Genomic DNA, 26520 nt, shown 5'->3' with positions numbered 1-26520 from the left:
TCCGTACATACAGCGCGCAGAGAATAACACTATCGGTGGATAAAAATCACCCGCGGCGAGGGCCGCGGGTGAGAGGGGGTTAACGGATCACCAGATAGAGGGAGGATTCCCCGCGCTGGATGTTCAGCGCCAGCACATCCGGCTTGTTCTTCAACGCCTTGCTCAGCTCTTCCAGCGAGTTGATGCGCAGGCGGTTGACCCCGATGATGATGTCACCCTTCTGCAGGCCTGAGGCGGCGGCAGGCGAGCGCGGATCGATGTCGGCCACGGCCACGCCGGTTACTGGCTCGGCGGTGGTGCTCAGCTTAGCCCCTTCCAGTGCCGGGTGCAGGGCGCTGGCCAGGATCTCGCTGTCATCCGCCTTCTTCAGTGTGACCTTGACGGTCTGCTCCTTGCCATCGCGGATGAGGCCAAGGGCAACCTGCTTGTCAGCCCCCATGGTGGCGATCTTGGCGCGCAGTTCACCAAACGAGCGGATGGCCTTGCCATCGATGCTGATGATGATGTCGCCGGCCTTGATGCCCGCCTTGGCGGCGGCGGAGTCAGGCATGACCTGGTTGACGAAGGCGCCATCTTTTTTGTTGTAGCCGAAGGTCTTGGCGATTTCGGAGGTGAGCTCGGTACCGGTGATGCCCAGCTGGCCGCGGCGCACTTCACCGTATTTCACGATCTGCTCGGACAGGTCGCGCACCATGTTGGACGGAATGGCGAAGCCGATGCCGATGTTGCCGCCGTTCGGGCCCAGGATGGCGGTGTTGATGCCGATCAGCTCACCGCGCAGGTTGAGCAGGGCGCCACCTGAGTTGCCGGAGTTGATGGCGGCATCGGTCTGGATGAAGTTTTCCAGATTTTCGATGTTGAGGCCGCTGCGGCCGAGCGCACTGACGATGCCGGAGGTGACGGTCTGGCCGAGGCCGAACGGGTTGCCGATGGCCAACGCATAGTCACCGACCCGCAGCTCGTCGGAGTCGGCAAACTTGATCTGCACCAGATCCTCGGCCTTGATTTGCAGCAGCGCGATGTCGGACTGCTTGTCCTCGCCGATCTTCTTGGCGGCGTATTCACGGCCATCCTTCAGGTTGACCTTGATCTCGTCCGCCTCGTGCACGACGTGGGCGTTGGTGATCACGTAGCCCTTCTTGGCATCGATGATGACGCCGGAGCCGAGCGCCTGGAAGGGCTGCTCGCTCACCTGTTCGTCGGGCATGTTGGGGCCGAAGAAGAAACGGAACTGTTCCGGCAGACGCTGGCGGGTGATCTTCTTGCCGGAGACTGAAATGTTGACCACGGCAGGGGTGACCTGCTCGAGCACCGGCGCCAGGCTCGGCATCTCCTGATTGTTCGCCAGCAGAGAGGGCAGTGCAGCCTGTACAGGGGCCGCAGACATGGCGATACCGACACTGAGGGCTAACACACTGAGCACAGAAAGAGGTTTACGCATATGAAAAACAGCTCCCAGAAAAAGTTGCAATGCAATCGTCAAGGTCTGACCACGCTACCGCGCAATTAGTTCCGCAGGGAACTAACTGGACTGCTTGAGCAGACCGGAGGCCCCTGCATAGTCACGGGGTGGTATGCCCGGTTCTTCATTGGCCGGGACATCGCTGCTCTCGTCGAGCAGGGTTTCACGGAACAGCGGCTCCTGAGCCTTGGCCAGGAATTTGCTCTGCTCCGCCATATGGCGATAAAGGGTCTGGTACTGCTCGGCCAGCTGTTCCATCAGGGCGGCGCTGTCGGCGAAGTGGGTATTGATCTGGCCCTGGTAGCTTTCAAGTTCCTTGTGAGCCTTCTTCAGTTCTTGTTCCAGACGGCCGGCATCCCGGCTGCGCACTGTGAAGCGGCCGATGATGACACCAATAATCAAGGCGGCGACAGCCAGCAGGATCCCGTTTAACAGACTCATAGATGCTCCTTGTTACAGCTAAATCAATGTGGGTTGATGCGGCCAAAGCGGCCGCTACGCCTTGATGGCACTATACCGTGCACCCCGAGAGCGTGATACCATTTTGTCCTTCATTCAGGGACTTGAAGGCAATCGACAGGATGACCCCGCAGCAAAAGTATCAGCAGGATTTGCAGCGCCCCGGCTTCGTGGCCGACCCCGCCCAGGCGATGGCAGTGGCCCGTCTGGAGCGACTCTATCAGGATTTGTGCCAAACCCCGACTCCGACCAGATCCCGCGGCCTGCTGGGCTGGCTGCAAAAGCCGAAGCCTCGCGCGCCCATCCTGGGTCTATATATGTGGGGCGGAGTGGGCAGAGGCAAGACCTGGCTGATGGATACTTTTTTCGACAGCCTGCCGGGAGAGCGCAAGCTGCGCATTCACTTCCACCGTTTCATGCACCGGGTGCACGATGAGCTCAAGGGGCTGACCGGTCAGGCAGACCCGCTCAAGCTGATCGCCAGCAAGCTGGCCGGCGAAACCGACGTCATCTGCTTCGACGAGTTTTTTGTCTCCGACATCACCGACGCCATGCTGTTGGGAACGCTGTTTCAGGAGTTGTTCGGCCACGGGGTGGTGCTGGTGGCGACCTCGAACATACCGCCGCAGGATTTGTATCGAAATGGTCTGCAGCGGGCCCGTTTTCTACCGGCGATTGCGCTCATCGAGCGCCATTGCGAGATACTTAATGTGGACGGCGGCACCGACTATCGCCTGCGTACGCTGGAGCAGGCGGAGATTTATCATTTCCCGCTGGATCAGCAGGCAAAATCCAATCTGGATCGTTATTTTCGGCAGTTAACCGGGCTGGAAGAGGCCCGGGCGGGCAGTGTCGAGATCAATCACCGTCAACTGGCGTCGCTGGGGATGGGAGAAGGTGTGCTCTATATGGAGTTTGAGCAACTTTGCTGTACTCCCCGCTCACAGGGCGATTACATCGAGCTGGCCCGGCTGTTTCACACCGTCCTGCTGGCCAATGTGCAGCCAATGGGGGCGGGCACGGATGACGCGGCGCGCCGCTTCATCGCCATGGTGGACGAGTTCTATGAGCGGCACGTCAAGCTGATCATATCGGCGGCGGTGCCCATGCAGGAACTCTATGGCAACGGGCTGCTGAATTTCGAGTTCAAACGTTGTCTTTCACGGCTTCAGGAAATGCAATCGCACGAATACCTTGCCAGAGTGCACCTTCCTTAGTCACAATACCGCGCCTGCCAGTCGGATGGGCATCTGCGGCAGGTAGGGCCGGGCGACATTTGCTAGCTTCATGGCAGTGAAATTAGCAGGTGATATTTAAGGCAACTTCACTTATAATCGCCCGGCCCACGTTACAGCTGTCGATAAGACAGCAACACTTTAAGCTTTACTTGTATTCGAAGGGGTACAGGTAGGCCATCGTTTGTTGTTTGTGGGAGAGCCCCCATAAGCAATTGGGTCTGTAACAGGTAATTGGGTTTAACTTAATGAAAACTTTCGTTGCCAAGCCAGAAACCGTAAAACGTGACTGGTACATTGTGGACGCAGAAGGTAAAACTCTGGGTCGTATCGCAACCGAGATCGCTGCTCGTCTGCGTGGTAAGCACAAAGCTGAGTACACTCCGCACGTTGACACCGGTGATTACATCATCGTTGTAAACGCTGAGAAGGTACACGTAACCGGTAAGAAATTTACCGACAAAATGTACCATGCTCACTCCGGTTTCCCGGGTGGTATCAAGTCCATCAGCTTCGACAAGCTGATTCAGCGTAAACCGGAAATGGTAATCGAAGCTGCCGTCAAAGGCATGCTGCCGAAGGGTCCGCTGGGCCGTGCCATGTTCCGTAAGCTGAAAGTTTACGCAGGCGCCGAGCACGCTCATGCTGCTCAGCAACCTCAAGTACTGGATATCTAACGGGAACTGGCAACAATGGCAGAAAATCAATACTACGGTACCGGCCGTCGCAAAAGCTCCACTGCTCGCGTATTTATCAAAGCGGGTAGCGGTAAAATCGTAATCAACCAGCGCTCCCTGGAGCAGTACTTCGGCCGTCCGACTGCCCGCATGGTAGTTCGTCAGCCGCTGGAACTGGTTGAGATGACCGAGAAACTGGACCTGTACATCACCGTTAATGGTGGTGGCATCTCCGGTCAAGCTGGTGCGATCCGCCACGGTATCACTCGTGCTCTGATGCAGTACGATGAAACCCTGCGTTCCGAACTGCGTAAAGCAGGCTTTGTTACTCGCGATGCCCGTAAGGTTGAGCGTAAGAAAGTCGGTCTGCACAAAGCTCGTAAGCGTCCGCAGTACTCCAAGCGTTAATTCGCTTTTGGTACGCACTCTCGCGAGTGTCAAAAAAGCCTGGCCATGTGCCAGGCTTTTTTTATTGGTAATATTACCAACGGTATTGCTAACACCACGTCACAAAAGACAAAAAATTGTGTATTTATTGTTTTTGACCTTCGCTTCTCTTTCTTGTCAAGTTGTTATCTTTTCTTTAAAATTCCCTCGGTTTTTCTGTGACAATTGTAACTCCGCTTCCGCCGCTGTTGTCACGGAAGAAAGGAGAACAGGGACACAATAAGAATGTGCGGAGTCCACATGGGAGAGTTTTTGGATGAGCAATGCGCCAGTTGATACCGGTCGCCGCAGATTTCTTACCTGGTCAACGGTCGCCGTTGGTGGGGTAGGAGCTGCTTTTACCGCAGTGCCGTTTATTAAGTCATGGAACCCGAGTGCCAAAGCCAAAGCGGCGGGTGCTCCGGTAGAAGTGGATATCAGTAAGTTGGAACCAGGCCAGCTCATCCGTGTTGAGTGGCGAGGCAAGCCGGTCTGGGTGGTGAAACGCACCAAGCAGACGCTGGATGCCCTGGCCGCGCACGACGACAAGTTGCGCGATCCGGCTTCCGACGAGCCCCAGCAACCCGACTATGCCCACAACGGTTACAGATCCATCAAGCCGGAGATCTTCGTGGCCGTCGGTATCTGCACTCATCTGGGCTGCTCCCCCTCCTATCTGCCGGACAGCTTTGGCGAGCAGGTACAGGGCGTGACCTCTGGCTTCTTCTGCCCCTGTCATGGCTCCAAGTTCGACATGGCTGGTCGAGTGTTCCAGGGGGTGCCAGCACCCTTGAACCTGGTCATTCCGCCGTACAAATATCTTAGCGACACCACCATCCTGGTCGGTGCCGATGGCAAGGAGGCCTGACCATGTTTGCCAAACTGATGGGCTGGATTGACTATCGCTTTCCGCTCACTGCCATGTACAACGATCACATGGCTAAGTACCCGGCGCCCAAGAACCTGAACTTCTGGTACTTCTTTGGCTCGCTCGCCATGCTGGTGCTGGTCAACCAGATCATCACGGGTATCTGGCTGACCATGAACTACAACCCCTCCGCCGAAGGTGCCTTTGCCTCCGTGGAGTACATCATGCGGGATGTGGACTACGGCTGGTTGCTGCGCTACATGCACTCCACCGGCGCGTCTGCGTTCTTCATCGTGGTTTATCTGCACATGTTCCGCGGCATGATCTACGGCTCCTACCAGAAGCCGCGCGAGTTGCTGTGGATCTTCGGCATGTTGATCTTCCTCTGCCTGATGGCGGAAGCCTTCATGGGCTATCTGTTGCCGTGGGGCCAGATGTCGTTCTGGGGTGCCCAGGTCATCATCTCGCTGTTTGGCGCCATTCCGGTCATCGGTGACGATCTGACCCTGTGGATCCGCGGTGACTACGTCATCTCCGGCGCTACCCTGAACCGCTTCTTCGCACTGCACGTCATCGCCCTGCCGCTGGTACTGGTGATGCTGGTTGCCATGCACATCCTGGCGTTGCATGAAGTGGGTTCCAACAACCCGGACGGTATCGACATCAAGAAGCACAAGGACGAGAACGGCTGGCCGCTGGATGCGGTGGCATTCCACCCCTACTTCACAGTCAAGGACATGATCGGGGTCGCAGGCTTCCTGTTCCTGTTCTGCGCCATCATCTTCTTCAAGCCGGACATGTGGGGTTATTTCCTCGAGAAACCGAACTTTGAAGTAGCCAATGGTCTGAAGACCCCAGCACACATTGCGCCTGTGTGGTACTTCACCCCCTTCTACGCCATTTTGCGGGCGGTGCCTGACAAGCTGCTGGGCGTCATCATGATGGGGCTTTCCATCGTGGTGCTGTTCCTGTTGCCCTGGCTGGATCGCTGCAAGGTACGTTCGGTGCGCTATCGCAGTACCCTGCACAAGCTGAACATCGCCCAGTTTGTGGTCTGCTTCATCATTCTCGGGGTGCTCGGCGTCTTGCCATCGACTCCGACCCTGACGCTGATCGCCCAGATCTGTACCCTGGGTTATTTCGGGTTCTTCGTCCTGTTGTTCTTCTACAGCAAGAATGAAAGCACCAAGCCGCTGCCGGAGAGGGTGACATTTAAATGAAAAGAATAATTTTTGCAGTGCTGACCCTGCTGCCGTCGCTGGTGTTTGCCAACACCGGGGCTGTGCACCTGGACAAGGCCAACTATGACCTGAACGACAAGGCGTCGTTGCAGCGTGGTGCGGCCACCTTCATGAACTACTGCTTTGGCTGTCACAGCACCCAGTACCAGCGTTACAACCGGGTGGCGGCAGACATCGGTATTCCGGAAGATCTGATGGCGGCCAACCTGATCGTCAATGGTGCCAAGATCGGTGATCTGATGGAAAACTCGGTGCCGGACAAGGATGCGGCCAAATGGTTTGGCGCACCGCCCCCCGATCTGACCTTGGTTGCCCGGGTACGTGGTGCCGACTGGATTTACACCTACCTGCGCTCTTTCTACGTGGATGAGACCCGTCCGTTTGGCGTGAACAACGTGGTATTCCCGTCCGTGGGCATGCCCCATGTGCTGGAGCCGCTGCAAGGCACGCCCCGCGCCGAGTTCGCGACCCACACCATCGACGGAGTGGAAGTTCAGCAGGTTGTCAGTGTCAAATCTGACGGCAACGGTGAAATGAATAACGAAGAGTATGATCAGACGGTACTGGATCTGGTAAACTTCTTGGTCTACTCGGCTGAACCGGTACAACAGGAGCGCGAACGCATGGGCTTCTGGGTACTTGGCTTCATCGTGATCTTCTTCATCTTCACTGTGCTGTTGAAGAAGGAATTCTGGCGCGACGTTCACTAAGCGACCAGATCCGGGTAATATAATGCACGGCAATGAAGACCAAGAGGCTTCATTGCCGTTTCTGCTTTTTAATGACGGGAGGGTTCAATGGCTGTAGCTGCCAATAAGCGTTCGGTAATGACGCTGTTTTCCGGTGCCAACGATATGTTCAGCCATCAGGTGCGTATTGTCCTGGCGGAGAAGGGTGTTAGCGTAGATATCTGCCAGGTTGACCCAAGCAACCTGCCGGATGAGCTGGCCGAGCTGAACCCCTACAACACCGTACCGACCCTGGTCGATCGCGAGCTGGCGTTGTACACCTCACGCATCATCATGGAGTATCTGGACGAGCGCTTCCCGCACCCGCCCCTGATGCCGGTCTACCCTGTGGCCCGCGGCAACAGCCGTCTGATGATGCATCGCATCGAGCTGGACTGGTATTCTCTGGCCGACAAGATCATGGCGGGTAGCGACGTGGATGCGGCGCGTGCCGAACTGCGGGACAACCTGCTGGCCATCGCGCCGATCTTCGGTGAAATGCCCTATTTCATGAGCGAAGAGTTTGGTCTGGTCGATTGCTACATGGCCCCGCTGCTGTGGCGTCTGCCGAGCCTTGGCATCGACTTCACCGGTCGTGGCGCCAAAGAGCTGAAGGCCTACATGGTTCGTCTGTTCGAGCGCGAGTCTTTCCAGGCTTCCCTGACTGAAGCCGAGCGCGAGATCCGTGCCGGCGTATGAGCATGGAACCGACAATGACACCCAGTCGCCCGTACCTGCTGCGGGCGTTCTTCGACTGGTTGCTGGACAATGACCTGACTCCGCATCTGGTGGTCAACGTCAACATCCCTCACGTGATGGTGCCGATGCAGTTTGTCCAGGATGGACAGATAGTGCTGAACATCGCCCCCCGTGCGGTAGGGCAGTTCCACATGGACAATGAAGCCATCAGCTTCAGCGCCCGTTTTGGTGGTGTCTCCCAGCAGGTTTACATCCCGATGGCAGCCGTATTGGCCATCCATGCCCGGGAAAACGGCGTGGGGACCCTGTTCCCGCCCGAGGCGGGTTATGACCTCTGGCTGGAGCAAGCCGAAGCGCCGGTGGAACCCGAGCCGGAACCACCGCGTCCGAGCGGTCGTCCGACCCTGAAGGTTATCAAATAAAAAACGCAGCCAACAGGCTGCGTTTTTTTATGCCGAGAGTCGGCGGTCAGTGCTAGTTCTGGGCAAACTCGAAGGCCTTGATCACGCGCTTCACGCCGCTGACGTGGCGGGCGATCTCGACGGCGTGATCCCCTTCCTGGCGGGTCACCAGGCCAATCAGGAATACCTCGCCATTTTCGGTGACCACCTTGACCTTGGCACTGTCAAAATTCTTGGCGCCCAGCATGTCTGCCCGCACCTTGGAGGTGATCCAGGAGTCGTTGCTGCGAACCCCTATGCTGACCGGCTGGCCGAGGCGCAATTCGTTGTAGACGTGGCGCACCCCCTCGATGCGGGCCACTATCTTGCCAGCTTCGAGCTTGTAAGCGTCAGAAGGTGTCTGGCCGACCAGCAGCACGCGGCCGTTATTGCTGTAGACGCTGATCTTGCTGGCTGCGCTGAGCGGCTTGTTGTCAGCCAGCAGGTTGGCCGCTTTCAGCTCGATGGCCTGATCGTCCCACTGGGCGCCCAGGGTGCGACGATCGCCGGAGGCTTTGGCGGTGCCGGCGGCACCGCCTACCACTACGGCCGCGCAGCCTTGCAGCAGCAGGGTGCCGGCCAGCAGGCCGAGCAGGAGCATTTGCTTGTTCATGGTTTCAATCTTCCTGTTGCGGGAAAAGAGTCTGGTCGATGAGATCACACAGGCAGTGCAGGGTCAACAGGTTCACTTCCAGAATGCGGGGTCGACGAGCCGACGGCACCCGGATCTCCACGTCGTTGGGACCGAGCAGGCCGGCGATCTCGCCACCGTCACCACCACCCAGCACCACTATGGTCATGTCGCGGGAGAGGGCGGCCTCGGCAGCCTTGATCAGGCTGCGGCTGTTGCCGGTGGTGGTGATGACCACCAAGATGTCGCCGGGCTGACCGAGCGCCCGGATCTGCTTGGCATACACCTCTTCAAAACCGTGATCGGTGGCGATGGCGCTGATGGTGGCCATGTCAGGGGTCAGCGCCATGCCGGGCAGGGAAGGGCGCTCGGTTTCGTAGCAGTTGACCAATTCCGAGATGAACAGCTGGGCCAGCGCTGCGGAAGGACCGTTGCCGCATGCCATCACCTTGTGGCCATTGAGCAGGCAGATGGTCAGCATCTGGGCTGCGGTATGGATGGCATCCGGCAGCGCCTCGGCGGCGGCTATCTTGGTCTGGATGCTCTCGGTGTAGTTCTCTTTGATGCGGTCAGTCATGGGGTCCTCTTAAAATGCGTTCTGGATCCAGTCTGGCTGGTCGCCCTCGAACGCGATCACATCGAATCGGCAGGCCTGGCTGGCCTCGTTGATGGCATGTTGCTTGAAATAGTGGCGCGCTGCCAGCACGATCTTGTGCTGCTTGCGCCGGGTGACCGAGGCGGCGGCGCCGCCATGGCTGGTCTGGGCGCGGTAGCGGACCTCAACAAACACCAGGGTCTCCCCCTGGCGCATGATGAGATCGATCTCGCCGCCCCGGCAGCGGTAGTTGCGGGTCACGGGTTGCAGGCCGCGGGCCTGCAACCAGCGTTCCGCTAGCTGCTCAAAGTGCTGTCCCTTGCTCGGTGCTGACGGGAACAGGTTCTGCCACTGCTGGTGCATCCGTGCCAATAGACCCTTCATGGGGGGCTCCCTCGAGCTGAGGCATGGCACTGTCGCTGACCAGCTTGCCGTTCTGGTAGGTGGCCCAGTCCAGTACCCGCACTATGTTGCCGCTGGCATCCACGCTCAGCTGGCCGCTCATGCCCGGCTGCTGCATGGCATTGACCTTGCGCATCTGCTGCAGGTTTTCCGCCAGTGCCACGGCATCGTAGCCCAGCGCGAACAGTCGCAGCAGGTCACCCTGAGTTTGCGGCCAGAGCAGGGCAATCTGTTCGCGCTGCTTCTCGTAACCGCCCAGCAGCAGCGGCATATCGGAGATATGCATGCCGTTGAGCTCGGAAGCCACTTCGGTGGTGGCGCTGTCATAGCTGCGCGAGCTGCTGTAGATCGGCAGGCTGCCCATCGGATTGACCGAGATGTCCACATACGGCTTGATCATCCGGGTCTCCAGGCTGTTGGCGACCACATAGACCACGTCGATGCTGCGCGGCGCCGTGTCAGCAAGCTGCACCACTTCGCCGGCCCGGGCGGTGGAGCGACCGCTCAGAGCATTCTTGACCATGCCCTGCACTTCGTTGCGAGCGCCGAAGGTGGCGACGACCGGCTTGTCCTGGCTCACGGTGGCCCAGGCCTGTTCGAACGCCTTGATGCTGCCATAACCGATCCGCCCCTGGGCGGCGATCAGCAGCGGCTTGCGATAGCCCTGACCGTAGAGGTACTGGGCGGCCTGTGCTGCATCGGCGGCGGCGGAAAGGGAGAAGTAGAAGGTATTGTCATTGACGATCGGCTTGTCCAGCTCGTTGAGAGCCAGCACCGGCACGGTCGGATTTGACTTGAGCAGCTCCTCGACCCGGTCTTTGAGCAGCGGGCCGATGATCATGTTGGCCCCTTCCTGAATCGCCTGTTTGTAGAGCTCGCCCATCGCCTTGGTCTGGGTGTCGTAGAAGTTCAGGGTGAACTGGCCCTGATTCTCCTTGTAAGACATCAGCATGCCGTTGCGGATGGCGGCGCCCTGAGGCTCCAGATTGCCGGAGAGCGGCAGGAATACGGCAATCTGCTGCAGGGTATTGATGTTGCTGGTCGCCAGATCGCCCAGACCCGCCGGCATATCTTTCTGGGCCGGGTGGTTCGGGAAGGCCTGCTTCCAGCCAGCGAGCTGGCGTGCCAGCTGATTGGGCTGGGCGCCAAACTCGTTCACCAGCGCCGCCAGCCGTAGCCAGCCGGTAGTCACGTCGGGAGCCGGCGCCTCTTCCAGTGCCTGCAGGGTGGAGGGAGTCATGCTTTTGAGCAGTGACCAGATTTGCTGGTGATTGGTGGCCAGCTCATTCTGGGCCAGATAGGGCTCCAGCAGGATCAGCGACTTGGCGGCACCGAACTTGTTGTTGATGTCCAGTTGCAGCACCACCCGCTGGCGATACCAGTCCTTCTGGGTATCGGCATCCAGCGCCACCTCTGGCTTGCCCTCCAGCAGGATCAGCGCCTGATTGGCGTTGCCCTGGGCGAGCAGCAGGTGAGCCTGCAACAGTTGCAGCTGGGCCTTTTGCTCGGCGCTCTGGCCCTGCTTCTGCAGTTGCTGGAACAGGGCCGCGGCCGGCTTGGCCTGACCGAGCGCCAGATAGCTGCGCGCCGCCATCACCTGCCAGGTGAAGGCTTCGGCCGGTTTAGCCGGATCCACCTGCGCCAGATACCACTGGGCATTCTTGGTCAAATCCGAGAAGGCCGACGGCATGCCGGATTGTCCGGCTGATTGATTGGGCTCCGACGCACAGGCGGCAAGCAGTACTGCCGCGAGTAGGATGCCGAAGAGTCGTGATACACTTAGCTGCTTTGTAACCCGGTTCAAGTTCATTCCCCGACCAGTGTTGAAATTCTCCATAGTGTAAACGGGCCAATATGGCGACACAATTGTCGGGACACTCGGAGCTCCCATGAGTGACATCCCAACCCTGTACATAGTCCCCACCCCGATCGGCAATCTGGCTGACATTACCCAGCGTGCATTGGACATTTTACGCAGTGTCGATCTGGTGGCTGCCGAGGATACCCGCCATACCGGCATCCTGCTCAGCCACTATCAAATCTCGGTGCCCACCTTCGCCCTGCACGATCACAACGAACAGCAGAAGGCTGACGTGCTGATCGGCCGGATAAAAGAGGGCAAGAGCGTGGCCCTTGTCTCCGATGCCGGTACGCCACTCATCAGCGACCCCGGTTATCACCTGGTCACCCGTTGTCGCGAAGCCGGGGTCAAGGTAGTGCCGCTGCCCGGCCCCTGTGCTGCCATCACGGCGCTGTCAGCGGCCGGGTTGCCCACCGACCGGTTTGCCTTCGAAGGATTTCTGCCGGCAAAAGCCAAGGGCCGTGACGACCGTTTGCAGGCAGTGATCGAAGACAGTCGCTCACTGGTGTTCTACGAATCCCCGCGTCGGGTGCAGGACACGGTGGAAGCTATCGCCCGCATTCTCGGCGAACGCCAGGTCGTGGTGTGCCGCGAGCTGACCAAGACCTTCGAGTCGATCCACGGTCTGCCTGCTTCCGAGATGCTGGTCTGGCTGGGCGAGGACGAAAATCGCTGCCGCGGCGAGATCGTGCTGGTGGTCGCGGGCGCCAATAAAACGGAAGAGGAGCTGCCGGCCGAGGCGATCCGTACCCTGGGACTGCTGGTGACCGAACTGCCGCTCAAGAAAGCGGCGGCGCTCACCGCCGAGATCCATGGGGTGAAGAAGAATGCGCTCTACAAGTACGGCCTTGAACATTACTGAGGCGGATAAATGCAGGCCGGAGGCCAGCCTTGGCGTTCTCTCGAGTGCGATTAACTCGGTCAAACTCAATTGCAGGTTTACCCGAGGTGCCGGACAAGGCTATAATCCGCGCCCGGAGTTGGCTGGGCAATCGCTGCTTCGTCGTTGTGTCCCTCGGGACAGACGGGCGGAGGGGAGGAAAGTCCGGGCTTCATAGGGCAGGGTGCCAGGTAACGCCTGGGGGGCGTGAGCCTACGACCAGTGCAACAGAGAGCAAACCGCCGATGGCCCGCAAGGGATCAGGTAAGGGTGAAAGGGTGCGGTAAGAGCGCACCGCGCGACTGGCAACAGTTCGTGGCACGGTAAACTCCACCCGAAGCAAGACCAAATAGGCCCCTATTGGCGCGGCCCGCGTTGGGGGCGGGTAGGTTGCTTGAGCCAGCGAGCGATTGCTGGCCTAGAGGAATGATTGCTACCCGGGGCAACCCGGTACAGAACCCGGCTTACAGGCCGACTCCGACCTATTCAAGGTATGCAAATACCAACCAATCCCGGCACCTTCTGGTGCCGGGATTTTTATTATGGAGTTGCGGGCCTGGTGCGTGGCGCCTTTTAGGGTTTTGTAATAAAGTTCTCGCCCATTCTGGTCGCTCTAAGTCGGCTGGACTATCTGTACCGATCACATGGCTGGCCTGATAGACGCCTTTGTGGCTGTAAGGTGAAATAAGAATGGCTAAGGTGGATTTTGAATGTCATCAAGCGGCGTAATGCTCACACCTTCCCGGTTGCTCTGTGCACAGCGGGGCAAAACTCTTCCCCATTACGATCTTCTTGGTATTGAACGTGCCGACCAGGAACGACTCAAACAAATCAATGCCCTGTTGGGAACCTTTTCTCTGCAAGCGGCAGGGTGTATGGCCCAACTTTTCAATAGTGCAGATTGTGAGCTGAATTATCAGGAGTTCACCGTGCTGGCATCCCCGGAGCATGACGACGGTCTGATCTGGGTTGAAGCTCGCAGTGCACTCGATGCGCATCGGGTTGCCTATTTTTCTATCTCGCCGGCCGTCATATATCGCCTGGCCGTGCTCTTTTTTGGTGGTGCATTGCGCGACCAGAGCGAGGCTCCCTCCCATGGTAAAGGGCTGACCGATACCGAGCAGCGGCTGATGCTGCGTCTTTGCCAATATCAGGTCGACATCTGGTCTTCATGTCTGGGATTGGGCGATCTTGATTGGCAGCTGACCTTGATTACCCGCGATGCATTACCGCAATCACGGTTGTGGATGGCAGAGGCCAACCTGACCGTGGGCAGTTTTGCCCATGATTGGCGGCTCTGGCTGGTACCACCTGCCGAGAGTAACGGTTGCTCTGTGGGACATGATTTGCAGGATGGAGCATTGGAGCAGGCATTGACACATGTGCCAGTGCGGTTGCGCGTGGTCATGGGGCAACTCTCCATGACACTGGCCGATCTGGAGTGTCTCAAGGTAGGCGATGTGCTCTCGCTGGATCTACCGGAGGTAGTTCCGGCCCTGATTGGCAATCGTTCCTGTTTCAGCGGACGAGTCGCCGAATATAAAGGCAACCTGGTCTATCAGGTCGCGACAGTTGTAGAGGAATAATCACATCATGAACGAGCACAATATGAACGACCCGCTGGACCTGGATGGACTGGATCAACTGTTTGGTGATGATATCAGCATGCCGAGTGCCGCCGATTACATGTCCCCCACCAGTAGCAGCAAACAGCGTGATCTCTCCTTTTTTCGCCAGATTCCGGTCAAGGTGACATTGGAAGTGGCCAGCACCGAAGTACCTCTCGGTGATTTGATGCGTGTTGAAGAGGGGGCCGTGATCGAGCTCGACAAGTTGGCTGGTGAACCGCTGGATGTTCGAGTCAACGGTCGACTGCTTGCCAAGGGCGAAGTGGTCGTGGTCAACGGCAAGTATGGCCTGCGTCTGGTGGATGTGATCGACACCAATCTGCTGGGTGGCATGGACGACTGATGCGCCATCTGCTGTTTGCTCTGCTGTTGTTTTCGCTGCCCGGCTGGGGGGCGGATATGACGCTGTTTTCAGTACTGCCTGGGGCTGGCGGCGGCGAGGACTACAACATCAAGTTGCAGATCCTCTTCTTCATGACCCTGTTGGGATTGTTGCCGACTCTATTGCTGATGATGACGAGTTTTACTCGTATTATCATAGTGTTGGCGATTTTACGGCAGGCGATGGGATTGCAGCAAAGCCCGCCCAATAGGGTGTTGATCGGTATCAGCTTGATCCTGACGTTGGTGATCATGCGCCCGGTCTGGACCGATATGTATCAGAACGCGTTTGTTCCCTACGATCAGAATGAAATTACCTTGTCGGAAGGGCTGGATCGGGCTGAAAAACCGCTGCGCCACTTTATGCTGGCCCAGACCCGGGAGCCGGATCTGGAGCAGATGCTGCGGATCTCCGGTGAACCCACCACCCTCAGCAAGGCCGACGTCCCGTTTGGTGTCTTGTTGCCGGCGTTTGTGCTGAGCGAGCTGAATACGGCATTCCAGATCGGATTCATGTTGTTTATCCCCTTTCTGGTGATCGACCTAGTAGTGGCTAGCGTGCTGATGGCGATGGGGATGATGATGTTGTCCCCTCTTATCATTTCATTGCCATTCAAGCTGATGGTGTTCGTGCTGGTAGATGGCTGGTCGATGACGGTCGGTACGCTGGCGGCCAGTTTTGGCGGGAGAGGCTGACATGACGCCGGAGCAGAGTGTTGCGCTGGTTGGCGGTGCCGTCAACCTGGTCGTGGTGATGGTGTCGGTGCTGATAATTCCTGGCCTCGTCATCGGCCTCATCGTCAGCGTGTTCCAGGCCGCAACACAGATCCAGGAGCAGACCCTCAGCTTTCTGCCTCGCTTTTTGGTAACCCTGATGACGCTCATCTTTACCGGAAACTGGCTGCTCTCCCAAATCACTACCCTGTTCCACGATCTGTTTTTGAAGATACCCGGACTGATCGGATGAATTCTCTGCTGTCCCTCAGCGCAGCCGACCTGACGGCCTGGTTGGGGCAGTGGTGGTGGCCGTTTATCCGGATCGCCACCGCCTTCTGGGTGATGCCCATCTTCGGTGATGGCCGGTTGCCGCCCCAGGTTCGTCTATTTCTTGCCTTCATCATCAGCCTGCTGCTGGCGCCCATGCTCAAGGGCATGCCCGTGGTCGACCCTTTCAGCACGGGCGCGCTGGTGCTGACCATAGAGCAGTTATTGTTTGGACTGCTGTTCGGGCTTTGTGTCCAGATGCTGTTCATGATCATGACCATGGCCGGTCAGATCCTCTCCATGCAGATGGGTCTGGCGATGGCGGTGATGAATGATCCCAGCAACGGAGATACGGCCCCCATCGTCAGCCAGCTGATGCTTATCTTCTGCTCATTGTTGTTTCTCGGCCTGAACGGGCACTTGGTTACACTGGACGTGCTGGTGCAGAGCCTGCGGAGCTGGCCACCCGGCTCCTCGCTCGATCTGCTGGATATGAAGGGCGTCATCGGTCTGTTTGGCTGGAGTATCGGGGCCGCCCTGATCCTGACTCTGCCGGCCGTGGTTGCCATGTTGATGGTCAACCTTACCTTCGGGGTGATGAACAGAACTGCCCCTTCCCTGAATATCTTCTCGCTGGGCTTTCCCATGACACTGATGCTGGGCCTGCTGACCATGGCCATTTCCATCAGCGGCGTACCGGCTCGTTACCTTGATCTGGTGACCTATGTGCTGGAACAGCTCAGGGCATTGACACCTTCATGAGCCAGAACAGCGCTCAGGACAGAACCGAAGAGGCCTCCTCCCAGAAACTGCGCAAGGCACGGGAAGAGGGGCAAATTGCGCGCTCAAAGGAGCTGAGCTCGGCCGGGCTGCTGTTGCTGGGGGGGCTAGCCATGCAATGGATGGTGCCCAGCTTCGGCAACTTCTTTGCCGAGTTGATGAAACGCCCCCAGCGTTTCGACTGGCAGGGGGCCCGGGATCCCCAGATGATGCTTCACTGGACGGCAGAAGCCTTGCTCAGCATGTTGTGGGTATTGCTGCCTCTGTTCGGTTTTCTGGCCTTGCTGCTGGTGATGCTCAGCATTGTTCCGGGCGGCATGGTACTGACCTGGAAGAAACTCCTGCCCAGTGCGGAAAAAATCAATCCGCTCAAAGGGCTTAAACGGATGTTCTCGTCTCACAGCATGATGGAACTGCTCAAGTCGGTACTCAAAATCCTGCTCATTGGTTCGACGCTGGCCTTGATGTTGCAGCACCAGTGGCCCTTGCTGATGATGATGAACCGTATGCCTCCCCAGGCTGCGATGGAGCAGGCGCTGCGCATTCTTTCGCAGGCATTTATTTTGCTTGGTTCCGTGCAGATGCTGATTGCCGTGCTGGACGTGCCCTATCAGCGCTGGTCGTTGAACAAGCAGTTGCGCATGACCAAGCAGGAGGTCAAGGATGAGCACAAGAATAGCGAAGGCCGACCCGAGATAAAGGCCAAGATCCGCCAGGTTCAGGGGATGCTTGCCAGGGCGCGCATTGAACAGCGTGTGCCGCAGGCTGATGTGATCATCGTCAACCCGACCCATTATGCGGTGGCCATCAAGTATGACCCTGCCCGGGCCAATGCACCTTATGTTATTGCCAAAGGGGTCGACGGCATGGCGGAACGTATCCGCCAGGTCGCAAAGCAGCATGACAAGATGGTCATGAGTCTGCCTGAGCTGACCCGGGCCATTTACTACTCCACCCGGGTGGACCAGGAGGTGCCGGCAGGCCTCTATACCGCGGTCGCCTATGTGCTGAACCATGTATTGCAGTTACGGGCCTATGCGGCTGGCAAGGGGAAAAAACCCAATCCTCTTGCACCTTTGCATGTGCCGCCCGAGTTACGTCAACCTGAGAGGTAAGTTGTGAACTGGCGTGTATTGACCAAATCCTATACCGCGATCCCCATGATGCTCCTGGCCATTCTGGCCATGATGATCCTGCCTCTGCCGGGTTGGCTGCTGGATGCTCTGTTTACATTCAACATAGTGTTGGCAGTGCTGGTGTTGCTGGTTTCTGTCTCGGCTCGTCGACCGCTCGATTTTTCCGTGTTTCCAACCGTTTTGCTGGTTGCCACCTTGATGCGACTGTCGCTGAACGTCGCTTCTACCCGGGTGGTGTTGCTGCATGGTCATGAAGGGCATGAGGCCGCAGGCAAGGTCATTCAAGCCTTTGGTGAGGTGGTGATCGGTGGCAACTATGTTGTCGGTCTGGTGGTCTTCGTGATCCTGATGATCATCAACTTCGTGGTGATCACCAAGGGGGGAGAGCGGATCTCCGAGGTGTCGGCGCGTTTCACTCTGGATGCCATGCCGGGCAAACAGATGGCGATCGATGCCGATCTCAATGCCGGCACCATGGATCAGCATCAGGCGCGAGCAAGGCGTGATGAGATCGCGAGGGAAGCCGATTTCTACGGTGCGATGGATGGCGCGTCCAAATTCGTGCGTGGTGATGCCATTGCCGGTCTGCTGGTACTCATCATCAACCTGGTTGGCGGTTTGGCCATCGGTATCTTCCAGCACTCTCTGCCAGTTGCTGAGGCGTTCCAGAGCTATGCATTGCTCACTATCGGTGATGGTCTGGTTGCCCAGATCCCCTCCCTGCTGATGTCCACTGCAGCGGCCATCATAGTGACCCGGGTCAGTGATGAAGGAGAGATGTCTGATCAGGTGGGTCAGCAGATCCTGGCATCGCCCCGGGTAATCTACACTGCGGCTGCCATCATGCTGATCCTGGGTCTGGTACCCGGTATGCCCATGCTGGCATTCCTCAGCTTTGCGGCCGTACTGGCCTGGGCTGGCTGGAGCGTGAGCAAGCGTCGGGCCAATGAACCGGATCTGGATGCCGCGCAAGAATTGACTCGTCAGCTGGTTCAACCGGAACCGCAGGGGCTGGAGTGGCAGGATTTGCTGCCGGTCGATGCGGTTGCCATTGAACTGGGTTATCGGCTGGTACCACTGGCTGAGGCTGACAAGGGGGCTGAATTGCTGGCTCGGGTGCGGGGCATTCGTAAAACCTTGTCAGAGCAGTATGGTTTTCTGCTGCCCGAAATCCGGGTACGTGACAACCTGCAACTGCAGCCGGATCAATACCGGATCAAGCTGTCAGGTGTAGGGCTGGCGGCCGGTAACGTGGATTGCCAGCGGCTGATGGCGATCAGCAGTGGTGAAACCTATGGTGCGCTGGACGGTGAGCTGACTCAGGATCCGGCCTATGGCATGAGTGCAGTCTGGATCTCGCCTGAGAACAAGGCCAAGGCGCTGAACCTGGGCTACTCGGTGGTTGATTCTGCGACCGTCATCGCCACTCATGCAAGCAAGCTGCTCAGGGAGCAGCTGGATGGATTGTTCGGTCATGACGAGGTCGGCAAGCTTGGCCAGCACCTGGCTACCCAGTCTCCTCGGCTGGCGGAAGAACTGAATCTGGCGCTGACCCAAATGCAGCAATTGCGAGTTTTTCGTCAACTGCTCAAGGAGCAGATCAGTCTGACCGATATCCGCACTATTGCCACTACCTTGCTGGATGCGAGTGAGTTGACCAAGGATCCGGTTCTGCTGGCCTCCGATGTGCGTTGTGCACTCAAGCGCCAGATTGTCAGACAGGCCATCGGCAACCGGGATGTACTGGCCACTTTTACGCTGGATGATCGGCTGGAGCAAACCTTGCTGGCGGCCATGAACCAGTCCCAGCAGCAAGGCAAGATCCAGCTGGACAGTTTTCCGGTTGATCCCCAGTTGCTGGCGCAATTGCAGCAAAACATGCCGCTGGTGAAGGAGCAATTGCAACAGCAGGGACATGCTCCCGTGTTGGTGGTGATGCCTCAACTTCGTCCCCTGATGGCACGCTATGCCCGTTCATTTTCAAAAGGCCTCAAAGTGCTCTCTTATAATGAAATTCCGGAGGATTTACGGGTGGAAGTTATTGGCACCTTGGGCTGAAGCGGAACTGCCATGTTAATGAACTGACGGGAAGATGATATTCCGCATATCTACTTGAATTGTCATTGGAAGCCGTTATGATGTGACTGTTTTTGACGCAGTTGATGTTAACGATAAATAACAAATATAACAATTCACATGTGCCATGCAGCTCCCACCGAATAGGTGGTGCCGCATTGTCCCAATACGGACAGTCGCATGATAAAGGCAAACTGAACTGAAAAGTCAGGACGCAAAGCCTCCGGTCTAATAGCAGGAATGCTAATGATAGCGGGGTTACCAAGGCCATTGTCACCGCCTTGATATCACTTCTCACCCAATAGATGACGTCTTTTTTGGCGCCTTTTGGGGATGGTGCGCTTTTATTTTTGACACATCAGTTCTGTTGATTGGTTTGTCCACAATCACGGGTTCGGGTTCCTATGCTTTCGGATTTATCTACTAAAAAAAACTCAAGGCCAACCGCTATTGAGAGTGCTCCCCATTTGTTATTGATTGGCTCTTCGTTATCAAATGGAAACGATATTGCAGGAATATTGTTGGCCCATGGCTATAACATTTCCTGTGTCGATTCCATCAGCAAATCAAAATTAATTCTCGCTGATAATTCAGTTAATCTGATCCTGCTCGATATGGATGCCATGACCGAAGCTGGTCCGCAATTGGTACATGATTTCAGTGGTACTGATTGCATGGTGCTGGTCAACGAACATCAAGCCTATCTTGCAGCGGAAGCGATGCGGGCGGGGGCCATCGACTACATCATCAAACCCTTCAGTGGCCAGCAGATGGTTGATGCGGTGAAGGGGGCGCTGCGTTTGCGTCAATCCATTCCCAATCTGATCGCTGTCTCCGCCATGAGCCTGCAGGTACTGCAACTGGCCCGCCGCGCGGCCAAGACCCCTGCCACCATTCTGATTGGTGGTGAGTCCGGTACCGGCAAGGAGCGATTGGCCCGTTATATCCACGATATGTCCAGCCGGTCCGGTCGACCATTCGTTGCCATCAACTGCGCAGCTATCCCCGAATCCATGCTCGAGTCCATTCTGTTTGGTCACAACAAGGGCGCGTTTACCGGTGCAACGGGAGCCCAGGCCGGGAAATTCGAGCAGGCCCAGGGAGGCACGCTGCTGCTCGACGAAATCTCCGAACTGCCGTTGACGCTGCAGGCAAAATTGCTGCGGGTCTTGCAGGAGAAAGAAGTTGAACGGCTCGGCAGCCACCAAACCATTGCGCTGGATGTCCGGATCATCGCCGCCAGCAACAAGGATCTACGCACCCTCGTCACGGCAGGTCAGTTTCGGGAGGATCTGTTTTACCGCCTCGATGTGCTGCCCATGAGCTGGCCTGCATTGCGCGAGCGCCCCGACGACATATTACCGCTGGCGGAATACTTCATTGAACTGCATGCCCCGCAGCAGGGCTATCGCCTCAGTGAAAATGCACGCAAGCAACTGCTGACATACGGCTGGCCCGGCAATGTCAGGGAGTTGGACAATGTCATACAACGTTCATTAATCATGGCTCGCGGATTGCATATTCAGGCCGTCGATTTGATGCTGCCCAGTTACACCATTGAATCCGACGATGCGTTGCCGGAAGTGCTTTCCGCCCCGGAAGGGCTGAGTGAGACTCGCCGCTACGCAGAATTTCAATTTGTACTAGAGACCTTGCGCCGCTTTCGCGGCCATCGGACCCGCACGGCTGAAGCCCTTGGGATGACGACCCGGGCACTGAGATACAAGCTGGCGGCCATGCGTGAGCAGGGCATAGATATTGAGCAGCAGCTTCAAAACTAAGGGATAAACCGAGTGAAGATTGAAATGATGTCATCACAGGTGACGCTCTTGCAGCAGATGCAGGAGATGCAGCGAGTCGCCAGCCAAACCCCTGTTATCGAATCAAATGATGTCTCGAACGTATCATTCGGCGACGCCATGCGCGATGTGGTTGGCCGGGTCAACGAACAACAAAATATCGCCTCACGGTTGATGACTGCCGTGGATGCGGGTCAGAGCGATGATCTGGTTGGTGCCATGGTTGCCAGCCAGAAAGCGGGCCTCAGTTTCTCCGCCCTCATGCAGGTGCGAAACAAACTGATGACCGGTTTCGACGACATTATGCGTATGCCACTCTGAGGTAAGTGATGACTGAACTGGTAACGTCCCCGCAAGGGGCTTCGGATTCCTTCAGAACACGCGTCCAGGAGGGGTTGCGCAACTGGCGCAGTCTGTCCCGCGACAACAAATCCATCCTGACCATAGCGCTGCTCGCCGCCATCGTGGCGGGCACCATAGTGGTGATCCTGTGGACCTCCAGCAAGAACTACGTCCCTCTTTACGGCAAGCAGGAGTTGTATGACACGGCCAACATCATGGAGATGTTGGAGAAAGAACAGGTGCCATTCAGGCTGGAGAAGAGCTCCGGCCAGATCCTGGTGCCGGAAAATCAGCTGGCCCATGTGCGTATGGCGCTGGCGGCCAGAGGGGTGAGAGCCGCCATGCCCGCCGGCCTGGAAGGGCTGGACAATGTGACAGGCCTCGGGACCAGCGAGTTCATGGAGGGAGCCCGTTACCGGCATGCGCTGGAAGGGGAGCTGGCGAGAACCATTATTTCACTGGATGCAGTGCGCAGCGCCCGCGTGCATCTGGCGATCCCCAAGCGGACACTGTTCGTTGGCCGGGATGAAGAGAAGCCCAGTGCGTCCGTCATGCTGGACCTGCAGCCTGGTCAGGCCATGGAGCCTGGACAGGTTGAAGCGATCGCCAATCTGGTCGCTGGCAGCATCTCCGGCATGAAGCCGGGGGCGGTGACCATAGTGGATCAGGCTGGTCAGCTGCTCAGCGCCGAACTGGGGGACAAGGCTGGCTTTGGCAAGCAGAGCGTGCAGCAGATGGAGTATGTACGCAAGCTGGAGCAGTACATCCGTCAGCGCGCCAACGACATGCTCTATCCCATGCTGGGTACCGGCAACTTTAGGGTACAGATTGCTGCCGACGTGAACTTCAATGCGGTAGAGGAGACCCAGCAACAGCTGGATCCACAGGGCGTGGTCACCAAGGAGTCCAGCAAGTCAGATAAAACCATCGATGCGTTGGCATTGGGGATCCCCGGCGCCTTGTCCAATCGCCCGCCCGAAACGACACCCAAGACTGAACAACCAGCCCAGAATCAGGGGGCTGCCAGTGCAGAAGCCCAGAAGAACGATTCTCGTACCGAGCGCCAAGAGGTCAACAAGCAGTACGAAAACAGCCGCACCATAGTGCACACCCGCTACCAGCAAGGTCGTTTGGAGAAGATGAATGTCTCCATCTTGCTGAACCTGCAGAGTGCCCCCAAGGGTGGCTGGAATGAGCTGCAGCTGGAGCAGATCCGGCAGATGGTGGAACGTTCGGTAGGGTTTGACGATACCCGTGGCGATCAGATCAGCCTGCAGGTATTCGATTTTACCGGTGCCGTGCCGATCGCCCCGCCCGAGTCGAGCTGGTGGGAAACCCCGTACTGGCAAGACTCTCTGCGTTACCTGGTGGGCGGCCTGCTTGGCCTGACGTTGGTGTTCTTCGGCATCAGACCGTTGGTCAAACATCTGGTGCGTACCCAGCAGTTGCCGGAGGAAACCGCGACCGAGGAGCAGGATGAGCAGCTGGAACCGACAGTGGGTCTTTCCATGCGCCGGGATGATGATGCGGCTCTGGCTGCCCCCGCGATGGGCAATGGTTTGATCCGCTCTGACAACCAGATGGAACCGCAGTTCTCCTCGCTGGATCTGGAGGCTTTGCCAGAGCCTGGCTCCGAACTTGAAGTACAGCTCAAACACCTGCAACTGCTGGTGGAAAAAGACACGGCGCGCGTCGCGGAAGTGGTCAGATCATGGGTGAGTGGCAATGAACAACGTTAACCTGAACCAAAACGCCGTCGATATCGACATCGACAATCTGGAGAAGGCCGCGATTCTGCTGCTGAGCATGGGGACCGAGGCCGCCGCCAAGGTGATGCAAAAGCTGTCCCGTGATGAGGTACAACGGCTTATCTCCAAGATGGCTGGCCTGTCTGGGGTCAGTTCGATGGAAGCCAAGTGGACGCTGCAGCAGTTCTTCAATCAGTACCGTGAACAGAGCGGCATCGGCAGCGCCTCACGCGAGTATCTGGAACAGACGCTGGATCTGGCGCTGGGTCAGCGTCTCTCCCGCAGCCTGCTCGACAGCCTGTATGGCGACGTGATGAGCCAGGACATCCAGCGTTTGCAGTGGGTGCCTGCCGAGGTGCTTGCCCGCTTCTTCCGCAATGAACATCCACAGATGCAGGCAGTGTTGCTGGCCTTCCTGCCCCCGCAGACGGCATCCGCCGTGCTGGATGCTCTGCCGGGTTCGGTGCACGACGATCTGCTGGTTCGTGTCGCCAGTCTCAACAGTGTCAGCGAACACGTGCTGGGAGAATTGCGTCTGACCCTGGACCGTTGTCTGGCTTATGTTGCCGATCAGTCGGGAGCCAAGGTCAACGGGGTGCGCCAGGTTGCGGACATTCTGAACCGCTATCAGGGTGACAAGGAGCAGATGCTCTCTCTGCTGCGCGAACACGATGGCGACATGGCGCTGGAAATCGAGAAAAACATGTTCGACTTCATGGCGCTGCGCCGTCAGACCGACGAAACCCTGCAGCGTCTGGTGCAGGAACTGCCAGGCGATCTGCTGGCACTGGCACTGAAAAATACCGAGGCCAGCTTCCGCAAGGTGGTGCTGGGAGCCATGCCGAAGCGGATGGCACAGGCGCTGGAAGCCCAGATCCAGGGACAGGGCAGCGTCTCTCTGCGCAAGGTCGAACAGGCCCGCGAAGAGGTGATGCAGCTGGTCCGCGAATTGGTGGAGCAGGGTGAAGTCGAATTCCAGCTATTCGAAGAACCCACCGTCAATTAACAGGAGGCGTCCATGAGCCACAGTGTGCGCAAGTTGGCGGCGGGAGCCACCCGCCTCTACCGTTTCCCATCCTTGGGACAGAGTGGAGAAGAGGCACAGAGCCAGCAGGAACAATTCGAATTCGGCTATCAGCAGGGGCTGGAACAAGGGCACGATGAAGGGTATCAGTCAGGATACCAGCAGGGCCTGACCAGCGGGCTGGTGGAAGGGGAGGCGAAGGGGCTACAACAAGGGCAAACCCGCGGGTTTGCCCAGGGACTGGCGGAAGGGCGAGCCTCTTTCGATCAGGCCATGGTGCCGTTTGCCAAATTGCAGGCGCAGTGGGAATCCCTGACCCGCAGTCGAATGCAGGAACAGAAGGAACTGGTGGCCCAGCTGGTTGCTCAGGTGGCGAAGCGGGTGATCCAGGCCGAATTTACGCTCAATCCGCAACAGGTGCTCAAACAGGTAGAACAGGCGTTGGCGAGCCTGCCCGCTACCTCGGAAGAGCTGGTGATCTATCTCAGCGAAGGGGATCGGCAGCGACTGGCAGAGCAGGGGGTGACCCGCTGCGAGGGGTGGCCATTGCAGGTGGACCCGGCACTGGGCATAGGCGATGCACGCCTGGAGACCCGGGCGGCGGTCATAGAGGTCAACACGAGCGAACGTCTTGCCGCCTGCATGGAGCAGCTCAACAGCACACTGGAATTGCCCCAGGATGCATGAAGCCCTGCAACAGGCGCTCACATCGGCGCTGGACAGCTTTGACGATGTCCCCGGCTTTCGCCGCTATGGTCGGCTGGTGCGGGTAACAGGGTTGACGCTGGAGGTGGTGGGCTGCCAGCTGGTGATGGGTCAGCGTTGCAGGGTCGATACTGCGACAGGCACGCCATTGTTGGCTGAAGTGGTGGGCTTCAACCGCGATGTCTCCTATCTGATGCCGCTGCAACCGATGGGCGGTCTCTATGCCGGAGCCCGGGTTCTGCCCATCGACGGAGAAGAGACGATTCGGGTCGGTGAACACCTGCTGGGTCGTGTCGTCGATGGCCTGCTGCAGCCACTGGATGGCCGGCCGCTGTGCGATGAGGGGGAGCATGTTGCGCTGTTCTCTTCCCCTCCGAACCCTTTATTGCGTACACCGGTTCGCGAGCCGCTAGATGTCGGCATCCGCGCCATCAACGGCTTGCTGACCGTCGGCAAGGGACAGCGGCTGGGCCTGTTTGCGGGCTCAGGGGTCGGCAAGAGTATGTTGCTCGGCATGATGACCCGCAATACTACCGCCCAGATAGTCGTCGTCGGCCTGATTGGTGAGCGGGGACGCGAGGTGCGCGAGTTCATCGAGCACAGCCTGGGGGCGGAAGGGCTGGCTCGCGCCGTGGTGATAGCGGCGCCGGCAGATCAGTCACCACTGATGCGGCTGCGGGCGGCTCAGCTGTGCCACCGTATCGCCGAGTACTTTCGTGAGCAGGGTCAGGATGTGTTGCTGTTGATGGACTCTCTGACCCGCTATGCTCAGGCCCAGCGTGAAATAGCCCTGGCAATAGGGGAACCGCCTGCGACTCGAGGTTATCCACCCTCGGTATTCAGCATGCTGACCCAGCTGGTGGAACGAGCCGGTAATGGTACGCACCCGGATGGTTCCCTGAGCGCCTTCTATACGGTGCTGGCGGAGGGGGATGATCAGCAGGATCCGGTGGTGGATTCGGCTCGCGCCATTCTGGATGGTCACATAGTGTTGACCCGCAGATTGGCGGAGGAAGGTCACTATCCAGCCATCGACATTGGTGCCTCGGTCAGCCGGGTAATGCCGCAAGTGGTACCTGCCGAATGGCAACAACTGGCCGTCACGTTGCGTCAACTGTGGGGTCGCTATCAGCAGGTGCGTGAGCTGCTGCCGCTAGGTGGTTATCAGCCGGGCGCCGATCCCCAGATGGATGAAGCCGTGCAGCGTTATCCAGCTATTGCCGCCTTCCTGCAGCAAGGCATCCACGAAGAGACTCCCCTCGCTCAGGTCACCACCGGGCTCCGACAAGTGCTCGGAAGGCAATAAGGGGCTA

At 58.0% G+C, this 26520-nt stretch carries 28 protein-coding genes, 1 other RNA gene and 1 riboswitch; of the genes, 23 read left to right on the top strand and 6 right to left on the bottom strand.

Features of this window, described 5'->3' with window-relative positions; all coding sequences use genetic code 11:
• Positions 1-79: 79 nt before the first annotated feature.
• The gene (locus E5E96_RS05245; protein ID WP_011707600.1) at positions 80-1441 is read right to left on the bottom strand and encodes a Do family serine endopeptidase; all 1362 of its coding nucleotides are present in this window, start codon (positions 1439-1441) and stop codon (positions 80-82) included.
• An 81-nt stretch (positions 1442-1522) separates the two neighbouring features.
• Entirely contained in the window at positions 1523-1903 is a 381-nt protein-coding gene (locus E5E96_RS05240; RefSeq protein WP_139388349.1) for a YhcB family protein, read from the bottom strand.
• 140 nt (positions 1904-2043) lie between these two features.
• Here E5E96_RS05240 and zapE point away from each other — a divergent pair, with 140 nt between their 5' ends.
• The 8 genes from zapE (at position 2044) to E5E96_RS05200 (ending at position 8217) form a co-directional block, all read left to right on the top strand.
• On the top strand, positions 2044-3138 hold the full coding sequence (gene zapE, locus E5E96_RS05235) for a cell division protein ZapE (protein WP_029304681.1): 1095 nt from the start codon (positions 2044-2046) through the stop codon (positions 3136-3138).
• A 266-nt stretch (positions 3139-3404) separates the two neighbouring features.
• Complete coding sequence (gene rplM, locus E5E96_RS05230) at positions 3405-3833, top strand: 50S ribosomal protein L13 (RefSeq protein WP_005336289.1); 429 nt, start codon at positions 3405-3407, stop codon at positions 3831-3833.
• Between the two features lie 15 nt (positions 3834-3848).
• Positions 3849-4241, top strand: a complete 393-nt coding sequence (gene rpsI / locus E5E96_RS05225) for a 30S ribosomal protein S9 (protein WP_005336286.1) — start codon at positions 3849-3851, stop codon at positions 4239-4241.
• Between the two features lie 295 nt (positions 4242-4536).
• Positions 4537-5127 (top strand): ubiquinol-cytochrome c reductase iron-sulfur subunit, encoded by a 591-nt coding sequence (gene petA / locus E5E96_RS05220; protein ID WP_011707597.1) that lies wholly within the window; start codon positions 4537-4539, stop codon positions 5125-5127.
• 2 nt (positions 5128-5129) lie between these two features.
• Complete coding sequence (locus E5E96_RS05215) at positions 5130-6347, top strand: cytochrome bc complex cytochrome b subunit (RefSeq protein WP_011707596.1); 1218 nt, start codon at positions 5130-5132, stop codon at positions 6345-6347.
• Positions 6344-7078, top strand: coding sequence for a cytochrome c1 (locus E5E96_RS05210; RefSeq protein WP_158196548.1), 735 nt, complete (start codon positions 6344-6346; stop codon positions 7076-7078). Before E5E96_RS05215 ends, E5E96_RS05210 begins: the two co-directional genes overlap by 4 nt.
• 87 nt (positions 7079-7165) lie before the next feature.
• Positions 7166-7795, top strand: a complete 630-nt coding sequence (gene sspA / locus E5E96_RS05205; protein WP_171281681.1) for a stringent starvation protein SspA — start codon at positions 7166-7168, stop codon at positions 7793-7795.
• On the top strand, positions 7792-8217 hold the full coding sequence (locus E5E96_RS05200) for a ClpXP protease specificity-enhancing factor (protein WP_171281680.1): 426 nt from the start codon (positions 7792-7794) through the stop codon (positions 8215-8217). Before sspA ends, E5E96_RS05200 begins: the two co-directional genes overlap by 4 nt.
• Positions 8218-8269: 52 nt before the next feature.
• Here the strand turns inward: E5E96_RS05200 and dolP are convergent, their stop codons facing one another.
• From dolP to E5E96_RS05180, 4 genes are read right to left on the bottom strand one after another with little or no spacing between them, the layout of a single operon-like run.
• The gene (gene dolP / locus E5E96_RS05195) at positions 8270-8848 is read right to left on the bottom strand and encodes a division/outer membrane stress-associated lipid-binding lipoprotein (protein ID WP_024945441.1); all 579 of its coding nucleotides are present in this window, start codon (positions 8846-8848) and stop codon (positions 8270-8272) included.
• Positions 8849-8852: 4 nt separating this feature from the next.
• The gene (locus E5E96_RS05190) at positions 8853-9443 is read right to left on the bottom strand and encodes an SIS domain-containing protein (protein WP_005305871.1); all 591 of its coding nucleotides are present in this window, start codon (positions 9441-9443) and stop codon (positions 8853-8855) included.
• 9 nt (positions 9444-9452) lie between these two features.
• Entirely contained in the window at positions 9453-9845 is a 393-nt protein-coding gene (locus tag E5E96_RS05185) for a YraN family protein (RefSeq protein ID WP_073351968.1), read from the bottom strand.
• Positions 9766-11553, bottom strand: a complete 1788-nt coding sequence (locus E5E96_RS05180) for a penicillin-binding protein activator (protein WP_016352185.1) — start codon at positions 11551-11553, stop codon at positions 9766-9768. The genes E5E96_RS05185 and E5E96_RS05180 overlap by 80 nt, the downstream gene beginning before the upstream one ends.
• Positions 11554-11752: 199 nt before the next feature.
• Between E5E96_RS05180 and rsmI the strand changes: the two genes are divergently transcribed.
• The 15 genes from rsmI to lfiI all read left to right on the top strand — a co-directional run bounded on the left by rsmI (position 11753) and on the right by lfiI (position 26513).
• Complete coding sequence (rsmI, locus tag E5E96_RS05175; protein ID WP_171281679.1) at positions 11753-12586, top strand: 16S rRNA (cytidine(1402)-2'-O)-methyltransferase; 834 nt, start codon at positions 11753-11755, stop codon at positions 12584-12586.
• A 114-nt stretch (positions 12587-12700) separates the two neighbouring features.
• Positions 12701-13087: RNase P RNA component class A (gene rnpB / locus E5E96_RS05170), an RNA gene on the top strand.
• Positions 13088-13314: 227 nt separating this feature from the next.
• The gene (lfiM, locus tag E5E96_RS05165; protein WP_171281678.1) at positions 13315-14190 is read left to right on the top strand and encodes a lateral flagellar motor switch protein LfiM; all 876 of its coding nucleotides are present in this window, start codon (positions 13315-13317) and stop codon (positions 14188-14190) included.
• A 7-nt stretch (positions 14191-14197) separates the two neighbouring features.
• Complete coding sequence (lfiN, locus tag E5E96_RS05160) at positions 14198-14575, top strand: lateral flagellar motor switch protein LfiN (protein ID WP_017409386.1); 378 nt, start codon at positions 14198-14200, stop codon at positions 14573-14575.
• Positions 14575-15309, top strand: coding sequence for a flagellar type III secretion system pore protein FliP (gene fliP / locus E5E96_RS05155; protein ID WP_171281677.1), 735 nt, complete (start codon positions 14575-14577; stop codon positions 15307-15309). Before lfiN ends, fliP begins: the two co-directional genes overlap by 1 nt.
• 1 nt (position 15310) lies before the next feature.
• Positions 15311-15580 (top strand): flagellar biosynthetic protein FliQ, encoded by a 270-nt coding sequence (locus E5E96_RS05150; protein ID WP_146061452.1) that lies wholly within the window; start codon positions 15311-15313, stop codon positions 15578-15580.
• Complete coding sequence (gene lfiR, locus E5E96_RS05145) at positions 15577-16359, top strand: lateral flagellar biosynthetic protein LfiR (RefSeq protein WP_017409389.1); 783 nt, start codon at positions 15577-15579, stop codon at positions 16357-16359. Before E5E96_RS05150 ends, lfiR begins: the two co-directional genes overlap by 4 nt.
• Positions 16356-17492: a flagellar biosynthesis protein FlhB gene (gene flhB / locus E5E96_RS05140; protein ID WP_171281676.1), complete on the top strand. Its 1137-nt coding sequence runs from the start codon at positions 16356-16358 to the stop codon at positions 17490-17492. The genes lfiR and flhB overlap by 4 nt, the downstream gene beginning before the upstream one ends.
• A gap of 3 nt (positions 17493-17495) precedes the next feature.
• Complete coding sequence (lfhA, locus tag E5E96_RS05135; RefSeq protein ID WP_029304685.1) at positions 17496-19571, top strand: lateral flagellar biosynthesis protein LfhA; 2076 nt, start codon at positions 17496-17498, stop codon at positions 19569-19571.
• Positions 19572-19767: 196 nt separating this feature from the next.
• Positions 19768-19855: riboswitch (cyclic di-GMP riboswitch) on the top strand.
• A 138-nt stretch (positions 19856-19993) separates the two neighbouring features.
• Complete coding sequence (gene lafK, locus E5E96_RS05130; RefSeq protein WP_171281675.1) at positions 19994-21370, top strand: lateral flagellar response regulator transcription factor LafK; 1377 nt, start codon at positions 19994-19996, stop codon at positions 21368-21370.
• A 12-nt stretch (positions 21371-21382) separates the two neighbouring features.
• Positions 21383-21709, top strand: a complete 327-nt coding sequence (gene lfiE, locus E5E96_RS05125; protein WP_017409393.1) for a lateral flagellar hook-basal body complex protein LfiE — start codon at positions 21383-21385, stop codon at positions 21707-21709.
• A 17-nt stretch (positions 21710-21726) separates the two neighbouring features.
• On the top strand, positions 21727-23469 hold the full coding sequence (gene fliFL / locus E5E96_RS05120) for a lateral flagellar M-ring protein FliFL (protein WP_171283205.1): 1743 nt from the start codon (positions 21727-21729) through the stop codon (positions 23467-23469).
• Positions 23456-24484 (top strand): lateral flagellar motor switch protein FliGL, encoded by a 1029-nt coding sequence (fliGL, locus tag E5E96_RS05115; RefSeq protein ID WP_017409395.1) that lies wholly within the window; start codon positions 23456-23458, stop codon positions 24482-24484. The genes fliFL and fliGL overlap by 14 nt, the downstream gene beginning before the upstream one ends.
• A 12-nt stretch (positions 24485-24496) precedes the next feature.
• On the top strand, positions 24497-25189 hold the full coding sequence (gene lfiH / locus E5E96_RS05110; RefSeq protein ID WP_043163919.1) for a lateral flagellar assembly protein FliH: 693 nt from the start codon (positions 24497-24499) through the stop codon (positions 25187-25189).
• Positions 25182-26513 carry a lateral flagellar FliI-like assembly ATPase LfiI gene (lfiI, locus tag E5E96_RS05105; protein WP_171281674.1) on the top strand — a complete coding sequence of 444 codons (1332 nt, stop codon included), beginning with the start codon at positions 25182-25184 and terminating at the stop codon, positions 26511-26513. The genes lfiH and lfiI overlap by 8 nt, the downstream gene beginning before the upstream one ends.
• Positions 26514-26520: the final 7 nt, after the last annotated feature.

The organism is Aeromonas sp. 1805 (assembly GCF_013085525.1).
Classification (GTDB): Bacteria; Pseudomonadota; Gammaproteobacteria; order Enterobacterales; family Aeromonadaceae; genus Aeromonas; species Aeromonas hydrophila.
The sequence above is the reverse complement of the archived record's forward strand: the minus strand, read 5'-3'. Positions and strand labels throughout refer to the sequence as shown.

Bases quoted from the DNA above. Each gene is read 5' to 3' on its own strand.
- E5E96_RS05245 (WP_011707600.1), bottom strand. From the start codon at position 1,441: ATGCGTAAACCTCTTTCTGTGCTCAGTGTGTTAGCCCTCAGTGTCGGT.
- E5E96_RS05240 (WP_139388349.1), bottom strand. From the start codon at position 1,903: ATGAGTCTGTTAAACGGGATCCTGCTGGCTGTCGCCGCCTTGATTATT.
- zapE (WP_029304681.1), top strand. From the start codon at position 2,044: ATGACCCCGCAGCAAAAGTATCAGCAGGATTTGCAGCGCCCCGGCTTC.
- rplM (WP_005336289.1), top strand. From the start codon at position 3,405: ATGAAAACTTTCGTTGCCAAGCCAGAAACCGTAAAACGTGACTGGTAC.
- rpsI (WP_005336286.1), top strand. From the start codon at position 3,849: ATGGCAGAAAATCAATACTACGGTACCGGCCGTCGCAAAAGCTCCACT.
- petA (WP_011707597.1), top strand. From the start codon at position 4,537: ATGAGCAATGCGCCAGTTGATACCGGTCGCCGCAGATTTCTTACCTGG.
- E5E96_RS05215 (WP_011707596.1), top strand. From the start codon at position 5,130: ATGTTTGCCAAACTGATGGGCTGGATTGACTATCGCTTTCCGCTCACT.
- E5E96_RS05210 (WP_158196548.1), top strand. From the start codon at position 6,344: ATGAAAAGAATAATTTTTGCAGTGCTGACCCTGCTGCCGTCGCTGGTG.
- sspA (WP_171281681.1), top strand. From the start codon at position 7,166: ATGGCTGTAGCTGCCAATAAGCGTTCGGTAATGACGCTGTTTTCCGGT.
- E5E96_RS05200 (WP_171281680.1), top strand. From the start codon at position 7,792: ATGAGCATGGAACCGACAATGACACCCAGTCGCCCGTACCTGCTGCGG.
- dolP (WP_024945441.1), bottom strand. From the start codon at position 8,848: ATGAACAAGCAAATGCTCCTGCTCGGCCTGCTGGCCGGCACCCTGCTG.
- E5E96_RS05190 (WP_005305871.1), bottom strand. From the start codon at position 9,443: ATGACTGACCGCATCAAAGAGAACTACACCGAGAGCATCCAGACCAAG.
- E5E96_RS05185 (WP_073351968.1), bottom strand. From the start codon at position 9,845: ATGAAGGGTCTATTGGCACGGATGCACCAGCAGTGGCAGAACCTGTTC.
- E5E96_RS05180 (WP_016352185.1), bottom strand. From the start codon at position 11,553: ATGCCGTCGGCCTTCTCGGATTTGACCAAGAATGCCCAGTGGTATCTG.
- rsmI (WP_171281679.1), top strand. From the start codon at position 11,753: ATGAGTGACATCCCAACCCTGTACATAGTCCCCACCCCGATCGGCAAT.
- lfiM (WP_171281678.1), top strand. From the start codon at position 13,315: ATGTCATCAAGCGGCGTAATGCTCACACCTTCCCGGTTGCTCTGTGCA.
- lfiN (WP_017409386.1), top strand. From the start codon at position 14,198: ATGAACGAGCACAATATGAACGACCCGCTGGACCTGGATGGACTGGAT.
- fliP (WP_171281677.1), top strand. From the start codon at position 14,575: ATGCGCCATCTGCTGTTTGCTCTGCTGTTGTTTTCGCTGCCCGGCTGG.
- E5E96_RS05150 (WP_146061452.1), top strand. From the start codon at position 15,311: ATGACGCCGGAGCAGAGTGTTGCGCTGGTTGGCGGTGCCGTCAACCTG.
- lfiR (WP_017409389.1), top strand. From the start codon at position 15,577: ATGAATTCTCTGCTGTCCCTCAGCGCAGCCGACCTGACGGCCTGGTTG.
- flhB (WP_171281676.1), top strand. From the start codon at position 16,356: ATGAGCCAGAACAGCGCTCAGGACAGAACCGAAGAGGCCTCCTCCCAG.
- lafK (WP_171281675.1), top strand. From the start codon at position 19,994: ATGCTTTCGGATTTATCTACTAAAAAAAACTCAAGGCCAACCGCTATT.
- fliGL (WP_017409395.1), top strand. From the start codon at position 23,456: ATGAACAACGTTAACCTGAACCAAAACGCCGTCGATATCGACATCGAC.
- lfiH (WP_043163919.1), top strand. From the start codon at position 24,497: ATGAGCCACAGTGTGCGCAAGTTGGCGGCGGGAGCCACCCGCCTCTAC.
- lfiI (WP_171281674.1), top strand. From the start codon at position 25,182: ATGCATGAAGCCCTGCAACAGGCGCTCACATCGGCGCTGGACAGCTTT.